Annotated in this window: 17 protein-coding genes; 11 read left to right on the forward strand and 6 right to left on the reverse strand. The window is 61.4% G+C overall.

Going from position 1 to position 17508, the window contains the following annotated elements; translation table 11 throughout:
- Positions 1-111: 111 nt before the first annotated feature.
- Positions 112-777 carry a peptide-methionine (S)-S-oxide reductase MsrA gene (gene msrA / locus C6W91_RS10085; protein ID WP_065273652.1) on the reverse strand — a complete coding sequence of 222 codons (666 nt, stop codon included), beginning with the start codon at positions 775-777 and terminating at the stop codon, positions 112-114.
- Positions 778-918: 141 nt separating this feature from the next.
- Between msrA and C6W91_RS10090 the strand changes: the two genes are divergently transcribed.
- Both C6W91_RS10090 and C6W91_RS10095 read left to right on the forward strand, forming a co-directional pair.
- Positions 919-1827 carry a D-amino acid aminotransferase gene (locus C6W91_RS10090; protein WP_065272049.1) on the forward strand — a complete coding sequence of 303 codons (909 nt, stop codon included), beginning with the start codon at positions 919-921 and terminating at the stop codon, positions 1825-1827.
- The gene (locus C6W91_RS10095; protein WP_274836044.1) at positions 1827-2540 is read left to right on the forward strand and encodes an HAD family hydrolase; all 714 of its coding nucleotides are present in this window, start codon (positions 1827-1829) and stop codon (positions 2538-2540) included. Before C6W91_RS10090 ends, C6W91_RS10095 begins: the two co-directional genes overlap by 1 nt.
- A gap of 22 nt (positions 2541-2562) precedes the next feature.
- On the opposite strand, the gene C6W91_RS10100 is transcribed toward C6W91_RS10095, so the two are convergent.
- The 3 genes from C6W91_RS10100 to C6W91_RS10110 form a co-directional block, all read right to left on the reverse strand.
- Positions 2563-2847, reverse strand: a complete 285-nt coding sequence (locus tag C6W91_RS10100; RefSeq protein ID WP_274836046.1) for an SCP2 sterol-binding domain-containing protein — start codon at positions 2845-2847, stop codon at positions 2563-2565.
- Between the two features lie 80 nt (positions 2848-2927).
- The gene (locus C6W91_RS10105; protein WP_274836047.1) at positions 2928-3392 is read right to left on the reverse strand and encodes a DUF1810 domain-containing protein; all 465 of its coding nucleotides are present in this window, start codon (positions 3390-3392) and stop codon (positions 2928-2930) included.
- On the reverse strand, positions 3389-4615 hold the full coding sequence (locus tag C6W91_RS10110; RefSeq protein WP_274831730.1) for an argininosuccinate synthase: 1227 nt from the start codon (positions 4613-4615) through the stop codon (positions 3389-3391). The genes C6W91_RS10105 and C6W91_RS10110 overlap by 4 nt, the downstream gene beginning before the upstream one ends.
- Before the next feature lie 137 nt (positions 4616-4752).
- Here C6W91_RS10110 and C6W91_RS10115 point away from each other — a divergent pair, with 137 nt between their 5' ends.
- Together C6W91_RS10115 and ilvA are read left to right on the forward strand one after the other, a co-directional pair.
- The gene (locus C6W91_RS10115) at positions 4753-5511 is read left to right on the forward strand and encodes a hypothetical protein (protein WP_274831729.1); all 759 of its coding nucleotides are present in this window, start codon (positions 4753-4755) and stop codon (positions 5509-5511) included.
- Between the two features lie 82 nt (positions 5512-5593).
- The gene (gene ilvA, locus C6W91_RS10120; RefSeq protein ID WP_274837866.1) at positions 5594-6832 is read left to right on the forward strand and encodes a threonine ammonia-lyase IlvA; all 1239 of its coding nucleotides are present in this window, start codon (positions 5594-5596) and stop codon (positions 6830-6832) included.
- 58 nt (positions 6833-6890) lie between these two features.
- Here ilvA and C6W91_RS10125 read toward each other — a convergent pair whose 3' ends face one another.
- Complete coding sequence (locus tag C6W91_RS10125; RefSeq protein WP_065272056.1) at positions 6891-7214, reverse strand: Hpt domain-containing protein; 324 nt, start codon at positions 7212-7214, stop codon at positions 6891-6893.
- A 215-nt stretch (positions 7215-7429) separates the two neighbouring features.
- On the opposite strand from C6W91_RS10125, the gene C6W91_RS10130 reads away from it, so the two are divergent.
- The gene (locus tag C6W91_RS10130) at positions 7430-8662 is read left to right on the forward strand and encodes a PP2C family protein-serine/threonine phosphatase (protein WP_370570785.1); all 1233 of its coding nucleotides are present in this window, start codon (positions 7430-7432) and stop codon (positions 8660-8662) included.
- Positions 8663-8944: 282 nt separating this feature from the next.
- On the opposite strand, the gene C6W91_RS10135 is transcribed toward C6W91_RS10130, so the two are convergent.
- Complete coding sequence (locus C6W91_RS10135; protein WP_274837868.1) at positions 8945-9382, reverse strand: NUDIX hydrolase; 438 nt, start codon at positions 9380-9382, stop codon at positions 8945-8947.
- A 76-nt stretch (positions 9383-9458) separates the two neighbouring features.
- Between C6W91_RS10135 and C6W91_RS10140 the strand changes: the two genes are divergently transcribed.
- The 6 genes from C6W91_RS10140 (at position 9459) to C6W91_RS10165 (ending at position 17488) form a co-directional block, all read left to right on the forward strand.
- Positions 9459-10445, forward strand: a complete 987-nt coding sequence (locus C6W91_RS10140) for an Hsp33 family molecular chaperone HslO (RefSeq protein ID WP_274829333.1) — start codon at positions 9459-9461, stop codon at positions 10443-10445.
- A gap of 65 nt (positions 10446-10510) precedes the next feature.
- Positions 10511-11083, forward strand: coding sequence for a CoA pyrophosphatase (locus C6W91_RS10145; RefSeq protein WP_370570793.1), 573 nt, complete (start codon positions 10511-10513; stop codon positions 11081-11083).
- A complete protein-coding gene (locus C6W91_RS10150) occupies positions 11083-12246 on the forward strand; it encodes a CCA tRNA nucleotidyltransferase (RefSeq protein ID WP_274837870.1) in 1164 nt (387 codons plus the stop codon). Before C6W91_RS10145 ends, C6W91_RS10150 begins: the two co-directional genes overlap by 1 nt.
- A 224-nt stretch (positions 12247-12470) precedes the next feature.
- A complete protein-coding gene (locus C6W91_RS10155; protein WP_274837871.1) occupies positions 12471-14315 on the forward strand; it encodes an ABC transporter ATP-binding protein in 1845 nt (614 codons plus the stop codon).
- Entirely contained in the window at positions 14309-16162 is a 1854-nt protein-coding gene (locus tag C6W91_RS10160) for an ABC transporter ATP-binding protein (RefSeq protein ID WP_274837872.1), read from the forward strand. Before C6W91_RS10155 ends, C6W91_RS10160 begins: the two co-directional genes overlap by 7 nt.
- 78 nt (positions 16163-16240) lie before the next feature.
- Complete coding sequence (locus C6W91_RS10165; protein ID WP_274836053.1) at positions 16241-17488, forward strand: class I SAM-dependent RNA methyltransferase; 1248 nt, start codon at positions 16241-16243, stop codon at positions 17486-17488.
- The last annotated feature ends 20 nt before the right edge of the window (positions 17489-17508 follow it).

Raw genomic sequence — 17508 nt, forward strand, 5'->3', positions numbered from 1 at the left:
AGGTGTTTCTCTCTGCCATCGCGCTCGCGGCTCTCGTCATCTTTTGGTTATGAATCCTGACCCTAGCGTGCGGGAACTGGTCCAATAAGGTTTGGGCCAGTGGTGTTTCGCCTAGTGAGCGTTGGCAAAGGGCGCTGCATCCCCCCACAGCTGCCGCACACGGGCATCGCGGCCGCAGGCTTCACGGTAGCGTTTATAGGCGCTGGACTGTCTCTTGGGGCCAAAGCGGGTAAAGACCAGATTGTCGCCCTTGTAATAATCCTGATGGTAATCCTCGGCCCGGTAAAAGGGACCGGCTGGCAGGACTGGCGTGACGATGGTCTGCCCCAGCTCTGCCTGCGCCTTGGCCTTTGCCTGGTCTGCGGTTGTTTTTTCCGCGTCGGAGGACACGAAAACGGCGGTACGGTAGCTTTCGCCGCGATCGCAGAATTGGCCGCCCGGATCGGTAGGGTCGACGGAGCGAAAAAACAGATCCAGCAGATGCGCGCGACTTACCTTGGCCGGGTCAAAGGTGATCTGCACCGCCTCGTAATGACCGGTGCCGCCACGGCCGACCTCCTTGTAGGTGGGGTTCTTGGTGGTGCCGCCGGTGTAGCCAGAAACGGCCTCGGAGACGCCGGGAACCGATTCAAAATCGCTCTCGACGCACCAGAAACAGCCGCCCGCTACGGTCAGCGTTTCCTGCTCGGCCGCATGGGCTTCATATCCGCGCAACAGGCCCGCAGCCAGGATCAGGATGGCCAGGGAAACCTGTTTGATGTGATGCAATGTCTTCATCATCGCCTCCGTTTTTTGAAACCCTGCCGCCGGGCGCGCCTGCGCTCAACCCATGTCATCAAATGTCACGCACTGGTGAGCGCAAGTTATCGCTTGGAAATTGGATCCAATCTGGCTAGCGTGCCGCAAAAGGAGGGTCCTATGACTGAAAAAATGAGTACCCATCAGGCTGAAGAAGATCAGCGCAACGAAGAGATCCTCATCTATCTGAACGGGAAGATCGTGCCCAAGGCCGAGGCCACCGTCAGCGTCTATGACAGCGGTTTCATGCTGGGTGACGGCGTCTGGGAAGGGCTGCGCCTTTACAACGGCACCTGGGCCTTCATCGACGAACACCTGAACCGTCTGTTCGAGGCAGCAAAGGCCATAGATCTGGACATCGGCCTGACCCCGGAGGGGGTGAAACAGGCGGTGCTGGACACGCAGAAGGCCAACGGCATGACCACGGATGCCCACGCCCGGCTGATGGTGACGCGCGGCCCGAAAACGCGGCCCTTCCAGCACCCCAGCCTGTCGCAGCAGGGGCCGACCATGGTCATCATCATGGAGCATTCCCGCCCGCATCTGCCGCGCCCGATCCGGCTCGCGACCGTGCCCCATATTCGCGGCCTGCCGATGAGCCAGGACCCCAAGCTGAACTCCCATTCCAAACTAAACTGTATCCTGGCCTGCATCGCCGCCGAAAAGGCGGGCGCGGACGAAGGGCTGATGCTGGATGTGAACGGCTTTGTGAACACCACCAACGCCTGCAACTTCTTCATCGTGCGCGGTGGCGAGGTTTGGACCTCGACCGGGGATTACTGCATGAACGGCATCACCCGGCAAAAGGTGATCGATCTGTGTCGCGCCAATGACATCCCCGTGCATGAACGCAACTATTCGCTGGTCGACACCTATGGCGCCGACGAGGCGTTTCTGACCGGCACCTTCGGCGCGCAAACCCCGGTGGGCGATATCGACGGACGCCAGATCGGCACGGGCGAAATGGGTCCGGTGACCAAACGGATCAGGGCGCTCTACAAGGGTCTGATCGAGCAGGAGTGCGCCTGATGCGGATTGCAATGTGGTCGGGGCCGCGGAACCTCTCGACGGCGATGATGTATTCCTTTGGCAACCGTGGCGATTGCGCGGTGGTCGATGAGCCCTTTTACGCCGCCTATCTGAAGATGACCGGCCTCGACCATCCCATGCGCGAAGAGATCATGGACAGCCAGAGCCAGGATCCCAAAGTGGTGGCCGATATGCTGATCGGAGATATTCCGGCTGCAAAACCGGTTTATTATCAAAAGCATATGAGTCAGCACATGATCCCCGGCATGCCGCGCGACTGGATGCGGGAGGTGACGAATGTCTTCCTGATCCGTCACCCAGCGCGGGTCATCGCCTCTTATGCGGCGAAACGCGAGAATCCCAACCTGGACGATATCGGCTTTCGTCAGCAGGCTGAACTCTATGAGCTTTGCCGCAGCTGGGGGCAGGAGCCGGTAGTGGTGGACAGCTATGACATCCGCCAGGACCCCGCAGCCAAGCTGGAACAGATGTGCGATGCCATCGGCCTTGCCTATTCGCCCAAGATGCTGAGCTGGCCCAAGGGCGGCCACAAGGACGATGGCGTCTGGGCCGAGGTCTGGTATGGCGCGGTCTGGACCTCTACCGGTTTTGCCGGTGCCGAAGGCGATCTGCCCGAGGTGCCCGAACACCTGCAACCGGTGCTGGAGGAGGCGATGCCCTATTACGAGCAGTTGAAGGCGGTGAAGATCTAAGGCCGCTTCACGGGCAGGCTGGTCAGCCGATCAGCTTGCCCAGTTTCATCGCCACGCCCATGTCGCCGGTGATCTTGATCTTGCCCATCATCACGGCGGTCATCGGGTTCAGCTTGCCGGTCAGCAGCTTTTTCAGATTTTCTTCCGACAGGCGCAGGGTGCAGTCGGTGTCGCTGTCTTCAGTGGTCGCGGTGCCGTCGGCCAGGACGATGACGCCCTCCTCGCCGCAGTCGAATTTCAGCGAGCCGTCAAAGCTTTTTCCGGATAGGCCGGACTGGATACCGGCGGCGATGTCGTGAAGTGCCATCAGGGAATCTCCTCTTGCCTGACGTGAGCGTTAGGCAAGGGATTTGCGCTGGGCAAGCATGACCAAGCGGGAGGCGAGCCTCAGGCGCTTGCCAGTGCCTCGATCGTCAGCGGACAGGGGCTGCCGCTGTAAAATTCATCAAGGACCTGTTTGAATTCGCCCGGTGCATCCGGCACGGCGGCAAACAGCGTCATGGAAGAGCGCAGTTTCTTGGCGTCGACCTTGCCGAGGATCTCGGCGGCGTCCTGATCCGCGTGCGACAGCATCAGGCGGGCGACTTCGACTAGGCGAGCGCTGAGGACCTCGTGGCCAAGATAGGCCTTGGCCTCGGCCAGATCCTCGATCCCGTAAAGCTGTGCCATGTGGGATTTGCCAAGCTCGGCCAGTTGCGGGAAGACGAACCACATCCAGTGGCTCGTCTTTTTACCCACAGAAAGTTCGCTCAGGACATCGGACCAGACCGTGTCCTGGGCTTCGACGAACATTTCCAGCTCTTCTTCGAAATCGTCCTCGAAATCGCCGTCTATGTCGTAGTCGTCACTCATTTTTTCAGCCGACGGTCGCGTGCGGCCAGCAGTTTCAGGCGCAGGGCGTTCAGCTGGATAAAGCCTGCCGCGTCTTCCTGATTGTAGGCGCCGGCGTCTTCTTCAAAGGTCACGTGGGCCTCGGAGTAGAGCGAATGCTCGGAATCACGTGCCACCACAAAGACCGACCCTTTGTAGAGTTTCAGGGTCACGGTACCGGTGACGTGTTCTTGGCTCTTGTCGATCAGGGCCTGCAGCATTTCACGCTCGGGGCTGTACCAGAAACCGTTGTAGATCAGCTCGGCATAGCGGGGCATGATCGAATCCTTCAGGTGGCCTGCGCCACTGTCGAGAGTGATCTGCTCGATACCGCGGTGCGCCTGCAGCAGGATGGTACCGCCGGGGGTCTCGTAGATGCCGCGGGATTTCATGCCGACAAAGCGGTTTTCCACGAAATCCAGACGGCCAATGCCATGCTTGCGGCCATAGTCGTTCAGCGCGGTCAGGATGGTGGCCGGGCTCATCGCCTCGCCGTTGATCGAAACCGCATCGCCCTGCTCGAAACCGATGGTGATGATTTCCGGCGTATCCGGTGCATCCTCGGGGTTCACGGTGCGCTGGTAGACGTAATCGGGGGCCTGTTCGGCGGGATCTTCCAGCACTTTGCCCTCGGAAGAGGTGTGCAGCAGGTTCGCATCGACCGAGAAAGGCGCTTCGCCGCGCTTGTCCTTGGCGATCGGGATCTGGTTCTTCTCGGCGAATTCCAAGAGGCGCGTGCGCGAGGTCAGGTCCCATTCGCGCCAGGGGGCGATCACCTTGATGTCGGGGTTCAGCGCATAGGCCGCCAGTTCGAAACGCACCTGGTCGTTGCCCTTGCCGGTGGCGCCGTGGGCCACGGCATCGGCGCCGGTTTCAGCGGCGATTTCCACGAGGCGCTTGGAGATCAGCGGGCGCGCAATCGAGGTGCCCAAGAGGTACTCGCCCTCATAGAGCGCATTGCCACGGAACATCGGGAAGACGAAGTCTTTCACGAACTCTTCGCGGACGTCTTCGATGTAGATGTTTTCCGGCTTGATGCCCAGCATCTCGGCCTTCTTGCGGGCGGGCTCCAGCTCTTCGCCCTGGCCCAGATCGGCGGTAAAGGTCACCACCTCGCAGCCATATTCGGTCTGCAGCCATTTCAGGATGATCGACGTATCAAGGCCGCCAGAGTAGGCCAGCACAACTTTTTTGGGCGCGGACATGGGTTTTCCTCTTGATCAGAACGTTTGCGGGGTAGCGGGTTTTGCAGAGAAGGGCAAGGTTCGCCGGGTTTTCCTTGTCTTGCTGCGCGCAATACGTGCAAGAAGAAAGGAAAGTTGTTTTTCAGGAGACATTTCCCGTGATCAGTTGGAAGATATTTTCGCATTCCCTCAACATGGTGCTGCGCAACTGGCGCGACGCCCTCCGCATCGCTCTTGTGCCCGTTTTGATCGGAGTTGTGCTGTTTGTGGCCTTCCTTGGTGGGCTGATGTCAGAAGCCATGCATATGGACGCAAACGGCGTTCCGACCGTGGATCCTGCCCTTGCCGGTCCGCTGTTTCTGGCTGCCGTGGTTTTCATCATCCTGGAGCTCTGGGTGTTTGTGAACTGGCACCGTTTCGTGTTGCTTGAGGAATATCCCCAAGGCTGGATCCCGCCTTTTCGTGGCGGGCGCATCCTGGCCTACATCGGTGTGTCTCTGATCCTTGCGCTTGTGATGGGGCTTGTTTCCGCTGTTGTCATCGGAATGGTCGTGATGATGTCTGCTGCGGTCTTTCCGCCCGTTATCGCGATGATCCTGGCCATTGCGGCCTTTGTTTTTGTGGGCGTTTTTCTGTTCCGGCTGTTGCCCATGTTGCCGGCGGCGGCCATCGGCGAACGGCTCAGCATGAGCCAGTCTCTACAGGCGACGCGCGGGACGGCGGGAACGGCGATCATGCTGTTCGTGGTTCTGATCCTCGTGCAGTTGTTGCTGCAGTTCATCGTCGGGGCCTCGATGATGGTCTTTGCGCCGCTTGGCTTCATCTTCTCGCTTGGCGCGGCGTTGGTGATGACGCTGGTTAATGTGAGTATCCTGACCACCCTTTATGGCCATTACGTGCAGGGGCGCCCGATCTGACGACGACCCGCTCACCGGTATTCTTTTGCATGCTTTGCGCCTGCCCCTTGCCTTGGGGGCGGGCTTGCGCCACTGAAAGGGTATGAGCGATTTTCAGACCCGGTTCACAGATGCCGCCCGCGCCGCCGAGGCGGCCATGCGCGAGGTGTTTCCCGCAACGCCTTTGCAGCGCAATGTCCACCTTTCCGAACGCTTCGGGGCGGATATCTACCTCAAGCGCGAGGATCTGAGCCCGGTCCGCTCCTACAAGATTCGCGGCGCGCTTAACGCCATGCGCAAGCAGCCCGATCAGGATCTCTTTGTCTGCGCCTCAGCCGGCAACCACGCGCAGGGCGTTGCCTTCATGTGCAAGCATCTGGGCAAGCGCGGGGTGATCTTCATGCCGGTGACAACGCCGCAGCAGAAGATCCAGAAGACCCGCATGTTCGGCGGTGACAATATCGAGGTGCACCTGATCGGCGACTATTTCGACGACACGCTGTCTGCTGCACAAGAGTGGTGCGCGCGCGAAGGGGGCCATTTCCTGTCGCCCTTTGACGACAGCGATGTGATCGAAGGTCAGGCCTCGATCGCGGTGGAAATCGAAGAGCAGCTTGGCGGGATCCCCGACCATGTGATTTTGCCGGTGGGCGGGGGGGGCATGTCCTCGGGCGTTGCGACCTTTTTTGGCGATGCGGTGCATTGCCTCTTTGCCGAACCCACAGGCGGGGCCTGCCTGCGCGCGGCGCTGACGGCGGGGCATCCGGTGGCGCTGGACAAGGTTGATACCTTTGTCGATGGCGCCGCGGTGGGCACCATCGGCGCGCAGCCCTTTGACCTTCTGAAACACATCCCGCTGCCGGATGTGATCGCCATTTCAGAGGACCGGATCTGCACCACCATCATCGAGATGCTGAATGTCGAAGGCATCGTGCTGGAACCCGCTGGCGCGCTGTCGGTCGAGGCGCTGAACGATGTGCGCTCCTGGATTCGCGGCAAAAGCGTGGTCTGTGTCACCTCTGGCGGAAATTTCGATTTCGAACGTCTGCCAGAGGTCAAGGAACGGGCGCTGCGCTATTCGGGCATCAAGAAATACTTCCTGCTGCGTCTGCCGCAACGGCCCGGCGCGCTGAAGGAGTTCCTCAACATCCTTGGCCCCGAGGATGATATTGCGCGGTTTGAGTACCTGAAGAAGTCGGCGCGCAACTTCGGCTCGGTTCTGATCGGGATCGAAACCAAGCGCCCGGAGAATTTCGCCGCGCTTTTTGCCCGCCTGGATGAGGCAGGCATGACCTATACCGATATCACCAATGACGAAACGCTGGCGCAGTTTCTGATCTGAAAGGTTCTTCTCAGGCAGAGGGGGTACGCTCAGACCGGTAGCTGAGGCCGACAGTCGGTCAACTCAGGTTGGGCAGCTCTGCCAGAAACTGCGTCTTGGATTTTTCATAGGCAGAGATCACCGCGTCCAGATCGACCGATCCGGCGGCGCCGCTTGCCGACTGGCGCTCCCCGGCAAGACAGAGGTCAGAGAAGGCATCAAAACCCAGATTCATTGCGCTGCCTTTGAGGAAATGAAGGTCTTGCTCCAAGGCGCCGCGATCTCCAGTGCGAAGTTTGCTGATGACGCCCTCTACCTCCTCCAGGAAGAGCTCCACAACCTCATCGAAGTCCTCTTCCCCTACTTCCTGGCGAAGTTCCTTGACGCGAGGCCAGTTAATCATAATCCAAGTCCTGCTTCTTGTTTCCCGGTAAGTATTTCATAACGTCCCACGGGTAAATTTAAAGTGAAAGCAGGTGGTGAGTTCAATCTTTCCGCTTCATAACCTGTTAAAGAACTGGCTGGATAATGCCCGCTATTGTGGGCAAATTCCTTGCTAGTGTATTGAGGTGTCGTTAGTTGCTGCCAGACAGTCCCGTGGACCATGAGGAAGACGCTATGAGCGGATCGATCAACCGTGTGCTGGTTGTCGATGATAGTCGGCTGCAGCGCCGGATTCTTGTCGCGTCTCTGAAGAAATGGGGTTTTGACGTTCTGGAAGCCGAGGGCGGCGAACAGGCGATGGAAATCTGCCGGAACGATCCGCCGGATCTTATCCTCAGCGACTGGATGATGCCTGGCATGAACGGTATCGAGTTCTGCCGTGAATTCCGGGCTCAGGGCACTGATAAATATAGCTATTTTATTCTTCTAACCTCCAAGAGCGAAAAGAACGAAGTCGCCGAAGGCCTGGATGCAGGGGCTGATGATTTCCTCACCAAACCGGTCAGCTCGGATGAGCTGCGGGCGCGGATTTCGGCCGGAGAACGGATCCTGCGGATGCAGCGGGAACTGTCGGAAAAGAACCGGATCGTCTCGGAAACCCTGGGTGAGCTGCAGCGGGTTTATGATGCGATCGACAAGGATCTGATTCAGGCGCGCAAGATTCAGGAATCACTGGTGCCGGAGCTGTCCAAGTCGTTTGGCTCCTCGACCGTCAGCCTGCTTTTGAAGCCTTGTGGCCATATCGGTGGCGATTTGGTGGGCATGTTTTGTCCGGGCGTCAACCGAATCGGCTTCTATTCCATCGACGTATCGGGCCACGGTATCACCTCGGCGATGATGACCGCACGACTGGGTGGCTACCTGTCCTCGACCTATTTCGACCAGAACGTCGGCATGGAAAAGCGGTTCAACCGATTCTATGCGCTGCGGCAGCCGGAAGAGGTGGCCAGCATGCTGAACGCCCGCCTGATCGCGGATACCGGCATCGAAGAATACTTCACCATGGCCTATTGCATCGTCGATTTGCGCAGCGGCGTGCTGAAGATGGTGCAGGCCGGGCATCCGCACCCCTTGCTGCTGCGCAAGGATGGAACCGCTGAATTCATCGGCAAAGGCGGGGTCCCCGTCGGTCTGGTGCCGGATATCGGCTACAGCCAGGAAGAGCTGGTGATGGAAAAGGGCGACCGGCTGCTGCTTTACTCCGATGGTTTTACCGAAGCGCGCCTGGAATCCGGTGAGATGCTGGAGGCCGAGGGGCTGCTCGAACTGATCCGCAAATGCGACAGCAGCCAGTCCGGCAAGGAGTTCCTGGACGATCTCTACTGGAACCTGACCCAGATCCTGTCGCCAGAGCACGGGCTGGAGGATGACGTTTCCGCCACCCTGTTCGAATACGAAGGACCGTAATCCGGACCGTATCCCTGCACCGGGATCGCCTCGGCAGGGCTCTCCCGCCAATCGCCTGATGATCAACGATCATCGGCTCTTGTTGGGTCGGGCTGCACGCCAGGGCGTGCAGCGGTCACGCTTCTAACGCCACTCATATACACAACCAACCCTATGGAATCCCACCGCAGCGCGCTTGCGCGCTGCCATGCCCAAGGGGGACCGAAGGCCCAGTGGGCCGTTCAAGTCACGCGCGGGAGTGCCCCCGGGGCTATGTTGTGTGGTGGACGGTCCTCATTTTCCCTACGGGCAGAACCGGGCGGCAAAATGGCGATCCCCGGGGTTGCCGAGGTGCGTAACGGCTTCATCAGCGGGCATCCACAGCGCCTCGTGGCCGGGCTCCAGCGGAGGGCCCAAGCGCTGCAGCGGACGGGCCATATAGATATGGCAGAGTTTCTCCGCCCAGAGATCGTATTCCGGCATGAAGACGAACCGCCGGAACGCACCAAGGCGACGTGGCGCGGCGATACTCCATCCGGTTTCCTCATAAACCTCCCGATGCAGCGCGGGCAGGGGCGATTCGCCGGGGTCGATGCCGCCTCCGGGCAGCTGGATGTCCGGCCCCGGATCCAGCTGGCAGGTCAGCAGCAATTGCCCGTCGCGCGGAAGCAGCGCATAGATTCCGGGCCGCAGCCTGTAGCTTCGCCCCGCTTCGGGCGGCTTTCCAAAACGTCTGATCACATGCGCCCCCTTCACTCCGAATGGCAAAACCCTATATAGGCTCGATATGCCAACCTCCGGCGTGTAAGGAAACCCCATGACACTTGGTTCGAAAATCGCGTGGGACGATACGGTCCTGCCCTTCCAGCTTGATGCCTCGGACATGCGCGGCCGCGTCGCGCGTCTTGACGGCGTTCTGGATGGTATTCTGAAACAGCACGACTATCCGCCCCAGGTGGAGGCGCTGGTGGCCGAAATGGCCCTGCTGACTGCTCTGATCGGCCAGACCATCAAACTGCGCTGGAAACTGTCGCTGCAGGTGCAGTCCAAGGGCGCCGCCGTGCGGATGATCGCCACCGATTACTACGCCCCTGAAAAAGAAGGCGATCCGGCCCGGATCCGCGCCTATGCCAGCTATGATCCCTCCCGGCTGGAGCCCGGCCTGCCCTTTGATCAGGTGGGCGAGGGGTATTTTGCCATCATGATCGACCAGGGCCACGATATGCAGCCCTATCAAGGGATCACACCGCTGGCGGGCGGCTCGCTTTCGGCCTGCGCCGAGGCCTATTTCGCCCAGTCCGAGCAGCTGCCCACGCGGTTCAGCCTCAGCTTTGGGAAATCTTCCGAGCCGGGCGTTTCCGAACGCTGGCGCGCGGGTGGCATGATGCTGCAACACATGCCCAAGGCGTCGCCCTTTGCGGCAGAACTGCAGGGCACCGGGGATATCCTCAATGCGGCGGATCTGATCCCGGAAGAGACCGCGGAAAACTGGAACCGGGTCAATATGCTGCTGGCCACGGTTGAGGATCTGGAACTGATCGGCCCAACGGTCTCGCCGACCGATCTTCTGGTCCGACTGTTCCACGAGGAACAGCCGCGCGTCTATGATGCGCAGGCGGTGCAGTTTGGCTGTACCTGCTCGGAAGAGCGGGTGCGCAACAGCCTGTCGATCTACTCGGCCAAGGATCTGGAGACGATGACCACAGAGGACGGCCGGGTGACCGCCGATTGCCAGTTCTGCGGCGCCCATTACGATCTGGACCCGAAGACGCTGGGCTTTGAGGCCGAAAATCCGCCGTCCTGACCAAAGCGAGCTGAGCGACCGACAATATGTATGACACTCCCGAGGACCTGAAACTGCGCCTTTCCATGGCCGTGCAAAGCCGCCCGGATGCGGGGTCCTCGGATTTTGACCTCAATCCGGAGATGTCCCTGCCGCAGGCGCGCAAGCTGCGCCCGGCCGGCGTTCTGGTGCCGATCTCGTTGGCCTCAGGTGCCCCGCGGGTCATCCTGACAAAACGGTCTTCTGCGCTCAAACACCACCCGGGGCAGATCGCCTTTCCGGGCGGCAAGGTGGACGAGGGCGACCGGGATGTCATCCATACCGCCCTGCGCGAAGCCTGGGAGGAGATCGGTCTGCCGCAGGATCTGCCCGAGGTTCTGGGCGCGCTGCCGACCCATGAAACGGTCACCAGTTTCACCGTCACGCCGGTGGTGGCACTGCTGAGGTCAGAGTTTGACATCCGCCCCGAGGCGGGCGAGGTGGCCGAGGTCTTTTCTGTGCCGCTCTCTCATGTTCTGGATCCGGCCAATTACATCATCGAATCGCGCCGCTGGCGGGGTACGCGGCGGCGGTATTACACTGTGCCCTATGGTCCCTATTACATCTGGGGGGCCACCGCGCGGATGTTGCGCCAGTTTGCAGACCGGATGCAGAGCTGATGCGGATCGACCAACCCTGGCTGCATGCGCCCGAGACGCAGGCCGTCTGCGCCGCGCTGACAGAGGCGGGCGCGCAAGTGCTGTTCGTGGGCGGATGCGTGCGCAATGCACTGCTGGGGGTGCCAGTTTCCGATCTTGATATCGCCACGGATGTGCCGCCGGACACCGTGCTGGCGCTGGCCGAACAGGCCGGGATCCGCGCCGTTCCGACCGGCATCGACCATGGCACCGTGACGCTGATCAAGGCCGGTATCCCGCATGAGATCACCACCTTTCGCAAGGATGTGGACACCGATGGCCGCCGCGCCGTCGTTGCCTTTTCCACCGATATCGCCGAGGACGCCGCGCGCCGGGATTTTACCGTGAACGCGCTTTATGCGCGCCCAGACGGCAGCATTGTCGATCCTTTGGGCGGGATGCCCGACCTTCAGGCCCGGCGCATCCGGTTTATCGGCACAGCAGACCACCGCATCCGCGAGGATTACCTGCGCTCGCTACGCTATTTCCGATTCCATGCCTGGTATGGCGATCAGGCTGCAGGTTTCGATCCCGATGCGCTTGCTGCGATTGCGGCTAACCTCGACGGGCTGGGAAAATTGTCGCGCGAACGGGTGGGGGCAGAACTGTTGAAGCTGCTCGGCGCGCCGGATCCGGCGCCTGAGGTGGCGGTGATGCGCCAGACCGGGGTTCTGGGACAGATCCTGCCGGGTGCGGATGACCGCGCTCTGGCGCCGCTTGTCCATCTTGAGGGCGAGGCTGGGATGCCTGCCGATCCGATCCGGCGGCTGGCTGCGATCAGTGGCGGCGCAGACCTGCAGGAATCGCTCCGGCTCAGCAAGGAACAGGCGCGCAGGCTGGAACGCCTTTATGAGGCTGCAACCGGCACCCTGGGCGCGGGTGAGCTGGGGTATCGGCTGGGCGCGGATCAGGGGCGCGATGCGCTGCTCCTGCGGGCGGCACTGCTCGAGCAACCCCTGGCGCCGGACGCGCTTGCGGCAGCAACTCATGGCAGCAGCCAGACCTGCCCGGTGGCGGCGCGGGACCTGATGCCAGACCTTAGTGGTGCGGCGCTGGGCGCGGCGCTGAAACAGCTGGAATCGGATTGGATCGCCTCGGGGTTTTCCCTTGATCGCGCGGCACTGCTGGCGCGCCTGAACGGCTGAACCTCCGCGAAGTCGCAAGCTGAGACAAAACGGGGTGACAAAAGCGGGTTGGGTGTCTATCCATTGGGCTGTCATGAACGACAGGCACCGGGAGGAATGCTCATGTATTACGGGATCTGGTACAGCTAACGCCGATACCACCCGTTTGTCAGGGGGCCTTGACGGCACCCATCTGACGCATGTCCGCATTCCATAATTTGCTCAAGTGATTGGAGCACCCGCCCATGTTTCGTTTCTTTGAAAACCTCATTGATCCCTATTGTGACTATCCCGAAAAAGACGTGCCCCCGACGCAGCTCTGGCCGTTTCTGCGCGACTATGCCCAGCCCTTCAAACGCGTCTTTGTGTTGACGGCGATGATGTCGGTGGTGGTGGCTGCCATCGAGATCGGGCTGATCTATTACATGGGCAGGGTGGTTGATCTGCTGGGGGGAACGCCCGCTCAGGTCTGGCAGGATCACGGCACCGAGCTGATCGTCGTCGCCCTTTTGATCCTGTTCCTGCGGCCCGCCCTGCAGCTGGTGGATGTGCTGCTGCTGAACAATGCGATCCTGCCCAATTTCGGCACGCTCATCCGCTGGCGGGCACATCGGCATGTGCTGCGCCAATCGGTCAGCTGGTTCGAAAACGATTTTGCCGGCCGCATTGCCAACCGGATCATGCAGACGCCCCCGGCTGCCGGAGAGGTGGTGTTTCAGGTCTTTGACGCCATCACCTTTTCACTGGCCTATCTGGTGGGGGCTGCGGTGCTGCTCTTTGCCGCCGACGCGCGGCTGATGCTGCCGCTGGCGATCTGGTTCGCGCTTTATGCGCTGCTGGTGCGCTGGACCGTGCGGCGCGTGGGCCCGGCCAGCGAAGCGGCCTCCGATGCGCGCTCCACCGTGACGGGGCGGGTGGTGGACAGCTATTCCAATATCCATTCGGTCAAGATGTTCGCCCATGACGATCGTGAGCTTTCCTATGCCAAAGAGGCGATCGAGGATGCGCGCACGACCTTTCAGGAAGAGATGCGGATCTTCACCGTCATGGATGGGGTGCTGGTCATGCTGAACGGGCTGCTGATCGTTGGCGTTGTCGGCTGGGCCTTCCTGTTGTGGATGCAGGGTGCGGCCTCGGTCGGGGTGGTGGCGGCGGCCACCGCACTGACGCTGCGGCTCAACGCGATGACCGGCTGGATCATGTGGGCGCTGACATCGTTTTTCCGCCAGCTGGGCGTGGTGGCCGAGGGGATGCGTACGATTGCCCAGCCAATCACGCTGGTCGATCAGCCTGAAGCGCAGCCTTTGCAACTGAGCGCGGGAGAGATCGAACTGCGGGATCTGTCGCACCATTATGGCCGCGAGGCAGGCGGGCTGGACAGCATCAGCCTGACCATCAAACCAGGTGAGAAGATCGGCCTGATCGGGCGCTCTGGTGCGGGCAAATCGACGCTCGTGAAGCTTTTGCTTCGGTTCTACGATCCGGACCGGGGGCAAATTCTGATCGATGGGCAGGACATCCGGCAGGTGACGCAAGACAGCCTGCGCCAGAATATCGGCATGGTGCAGCAGGACAGCGCGTTGCTGCATCGGTCGGTGCGGGACAATCTGCTCTATGGTCGCCCGGATGCCAGTGAGGAAGAGATGCTCGCCGCCGCCCGGCAGGCCCAGGCGCAGGAGTTCATTCTGGATCTGGAGGACCCGCAGGGGCGCACAGGATATGACGCCCATGTGGGGGAGCGCGGCGTGAAACTCTCTGGCGGGCAGCGTCAGCGGATCACCCTGGCGCGGGTCATTCTGAAGGACGCACCGATTCTGCTCTTGGACGAGGCAACCTCGGCGCTCGATTCTGAGGTCGAAGCCGCCATTCAGGAGACTCTTTATGGCATGATGGAGGGCAAGACGGTGATTGCCATCGCCCACCGCCTGTCCACCATCGCTCAGATGGACCGCATTCTGGTGCTGGATCAGGGACGGATTGCCGAACAGGGCAGCCATGACGCGCTTTTGCAGCAGGGCGGCCTATATGCACAATTCTGGGCGCGCCAATCGGGTGGCTTTCTGAACGCAGAGGCAGAAGAACAATGCTGAAATCCTTTCTCGACCGGCGTCTCAATCCGTTCCGGCCTGCCGCAGGGCCGCCGCCGGAAACGCTTGTGGCCTTTGCGCGCTGGGCGCTGGCGGGGGCCTGGCCGGTGTTGGGGCTGTTCACGATCCTGTCGGTGATGGCCGGCGGTATGGATACGCTCAATGCCTTTCTTCTGGGGTTCATCATCGATACCGCAGTGGATGCCGGGCCGCAGGCCTTCTTTGCCGAACATATGCTGGTGGTGGTGGCCTTTGCGGCCTTCTTCCTGCTGTTTCGCCCGGCGATTCTGGGGCTCGGCGCCTTTGCCAATGCGGTGCTGGTGCAGCCTTTCATTTCGCCGCTGATCCTGTCGCGGATCAACACCTGGGTGCTGGGCCAGTCGGTTAGCTATTTCGACGATGATTTTGCCGGGCGCATCGCGCAAAAGCAGATGCAGACCGCCAATGCCATGACGCAGGTCGCGGTCGAGGGGATCAATGTGGTGATCTTTGGCCTTGCGGCGCTGATCAGTACCTTTGCCCTTCTGGGGTCGATCGATTGGCGGATTACCGGGCTGTTTGCGATCTGGCTCATCGGCTATTTCAGCCTGATCCGCTGGTTCCTACCGCGCGTCCGCGAACGCTCGGGTAAGATGGCCGGGGCGCGGGCCATGGTGTCGGGGCAGGTGGTCGACACGATCACCAATATCAAGACGGTGAAGCTTTTCGCTCATGCCGGTAACGAGGAAGAAAGCGCCAAGGATGCCATGGCGGGCTACCGCGATGCGAGGCTGCATCTTGGCACCCTGTCGGCGAGCTTCCGCTTCTGCCTGATGGGCTGTGCCGGTGTTCTGCCGGTGATGATGATCGGTGCATCGTTGCTCCTGTGGCAGGGAGGGCAGGCCAGCGAAGGCGATATCGTGGCGGCGGGCACCATCGCGATCCGGCTGGCACAGATGACTGGCTGGCTCAGCTTTGCGCTGATGGGGATTTACGCCAACGTGGGTGAGGTGGAGAACGGCATCAAGACGCTGGCCCGGTTCGACCGCATCACCGATTCCGAAGATGCCCGCGATCTGGTGGTGCGCGAGGGACAGGTGCATTTCGATCACGTCAGTTTCTCCTATGGCCGCAATATCGGCGGCGTGCGCAGCATCGACCTGACCATCAAACCGGGGGAGAAACTGGGCATTGTCGGGGCTTCGGGCGCCGGGAAGTCGACATTGGTGTCGCTGCTCTTGCGGCTTTACGATGCCGAAGAGGGGCGCGTTCTGATCGATGGGCAGGACATCACTGGCGTCACACAGGACAGCCTGCGGCGGCAGATCGGCATGGTCACGCAGGAAACTGCCATGTTCAATCGCTCCGCCCGCGACAATATCCTGTATGGTCGCCCCGATGCCAGCGAGGCAGAGCTGATCGCCGCCGCACAGAAGGCCGAGGCGCATGAATTCATTCAGGATCTTGCGGACGGTCAGGGGCGCGAGGGCTATGAGGCGCATCTGGGCGAGCGTGGCGTCAAACTGTCCGGCGGTCAGCGTCAGCGGATCGCCCTGGCCCGCGCGATCCTGAAGGATGCGCCTATCTTGGTTCTGGACGAGGCAACCTCGGCGCTGGATTCCGAGGTCGAAGCCTCAATCCAGACCGCGCTGGAACGGGTGATGGAGGGCAAGACGGTTCTGGCCATCGCCCACCGCCTGTCCACGCTCAGCGAAATGGACCGGATCATTGTGATGGATCAGGGCCAGATGGTTGAGGTGGGCAGCCACGAGGATCTTCTGGCGCAGGGCGGGCGCTATGCGCAGTTCTGGGCACGTCAGTCCGGCGGATTTATCTGCACCGACGAGGACACGACCGAAGCTGCCGAATAGCAACCGGCGCAGGAGGGTTTGTCTGCCCCGTGCCGTTTGGCTCTTTTGCGCCGGGTCTGCGCAGGCTATCTACGCTGCATGACAGATGCAGCCAGAACCACAGCTACGATCACCCGTCTTGGCCAACAGGGCGACGGGGTCGCCGAAGGCCCGTTGTTCGCCCCCCGCACCCTGCCGGGAGAGGTGGTCAGCGGCGTAGTAAGCGGCAGCCAGCTGACCGAAGTGCGGATCGAAACGCCCTCCGAAACCCGCGTGCAGGCGCCGTGCCGACACTATAAATCCTGTGGTGGCTGCCAGTTGCAGCACGCCAGCGATGCCTTTGTCGCCGATTGGAAGGTCGAGGTGGTGAAAACCGCGCTGCGGGCGCAGGGGCTTGAGACCGAATTCCGCCCCATCCATACCTCGCCGTCGCGCAGCCGCCGCCGCGCCACCCTGACCGTGCGCCGCACCAAGAAGGGCGCGATGGCCGGGTTTCACGGGCGTGCATCGGATGTGATCACCCCGATTCCGGATTGCCAGCTGCTGGATCGGGCGTTGATCCGGGCCATCCCGCTGGCCGAGGAACTCGCCATGGCCGGGGCCAGCCGCAAGGCGCCCCTTTCTGTCACGCTGACCACATCCGAGGTCGGGCTGGACGTGATGGTGCGCGAGGGCAAGCCCCTGGATGGCTCCCTGCGGCTGGAACTGGCGCGCATCGCCGGTCAGAACGGCGTGGCCCGACTGACCTGGGGGGATGAGCAGGTGCTGATGGAGCAGCCCCCGGTGCAGGCTTTTGGTCCCGCCCGCGTCTGCCCGCCGCCGGGATCGTTTCTGCAAGCCACCAAGGATGGCGAGGCGGCGCTGCTGTCTGCCGTTCAGGAAATCACCAAAGGCGCAAAACGCCTTGTCGACCTTTTTGCGGGATGCGGCACTTTCGCCCTGCCACTAGCGCAGGATGCCGAAGTTCACGCAGTCGAGGGCGAGCGGGACATGATTGCCGCCCTCGATGCGGGCTGGCGCCGGGCGCAGGGGCTGAAAAAGGTCACCTCTGAAGTCCGCGATCTGTTCCGCAATCCGTTGCTGCCTGAGGATCTGAACCCCTTTGGCGCCCATTTCGACGCTGCGGTCATCGACCCGCCCCGCGCGGGTGGCGAGGCGCAGATTGCCCAGCTGGCACAGGCCCGCACGCCGGTCATTGCCTATGTTTCCTGCAACCCGGTGACCTTTGCCCGCGACGCAAAGACGCTGGTCGCCGCGGGCTATCGTCTGAACTGGGTCCAGGTGGTTGACCAGTTCCGCTGGTCCGCCCATACGGAACTGGCTGCCAGCTTCACGCTGGACAGCTGACAGCCGCCCAACAGACTGGA

This window comes from Phaeobacter sp. SYSU ZJ3003 (genome assembly GCF_041300735.1).
Classification (GTDB): domain Bacteria; phylum Pseudomonadota; class Alphaproteobacteria; order Rhodobacterales; family Rhodobacteraceae; genus Phycobacter; species Phycobacter gallaeciensis_A.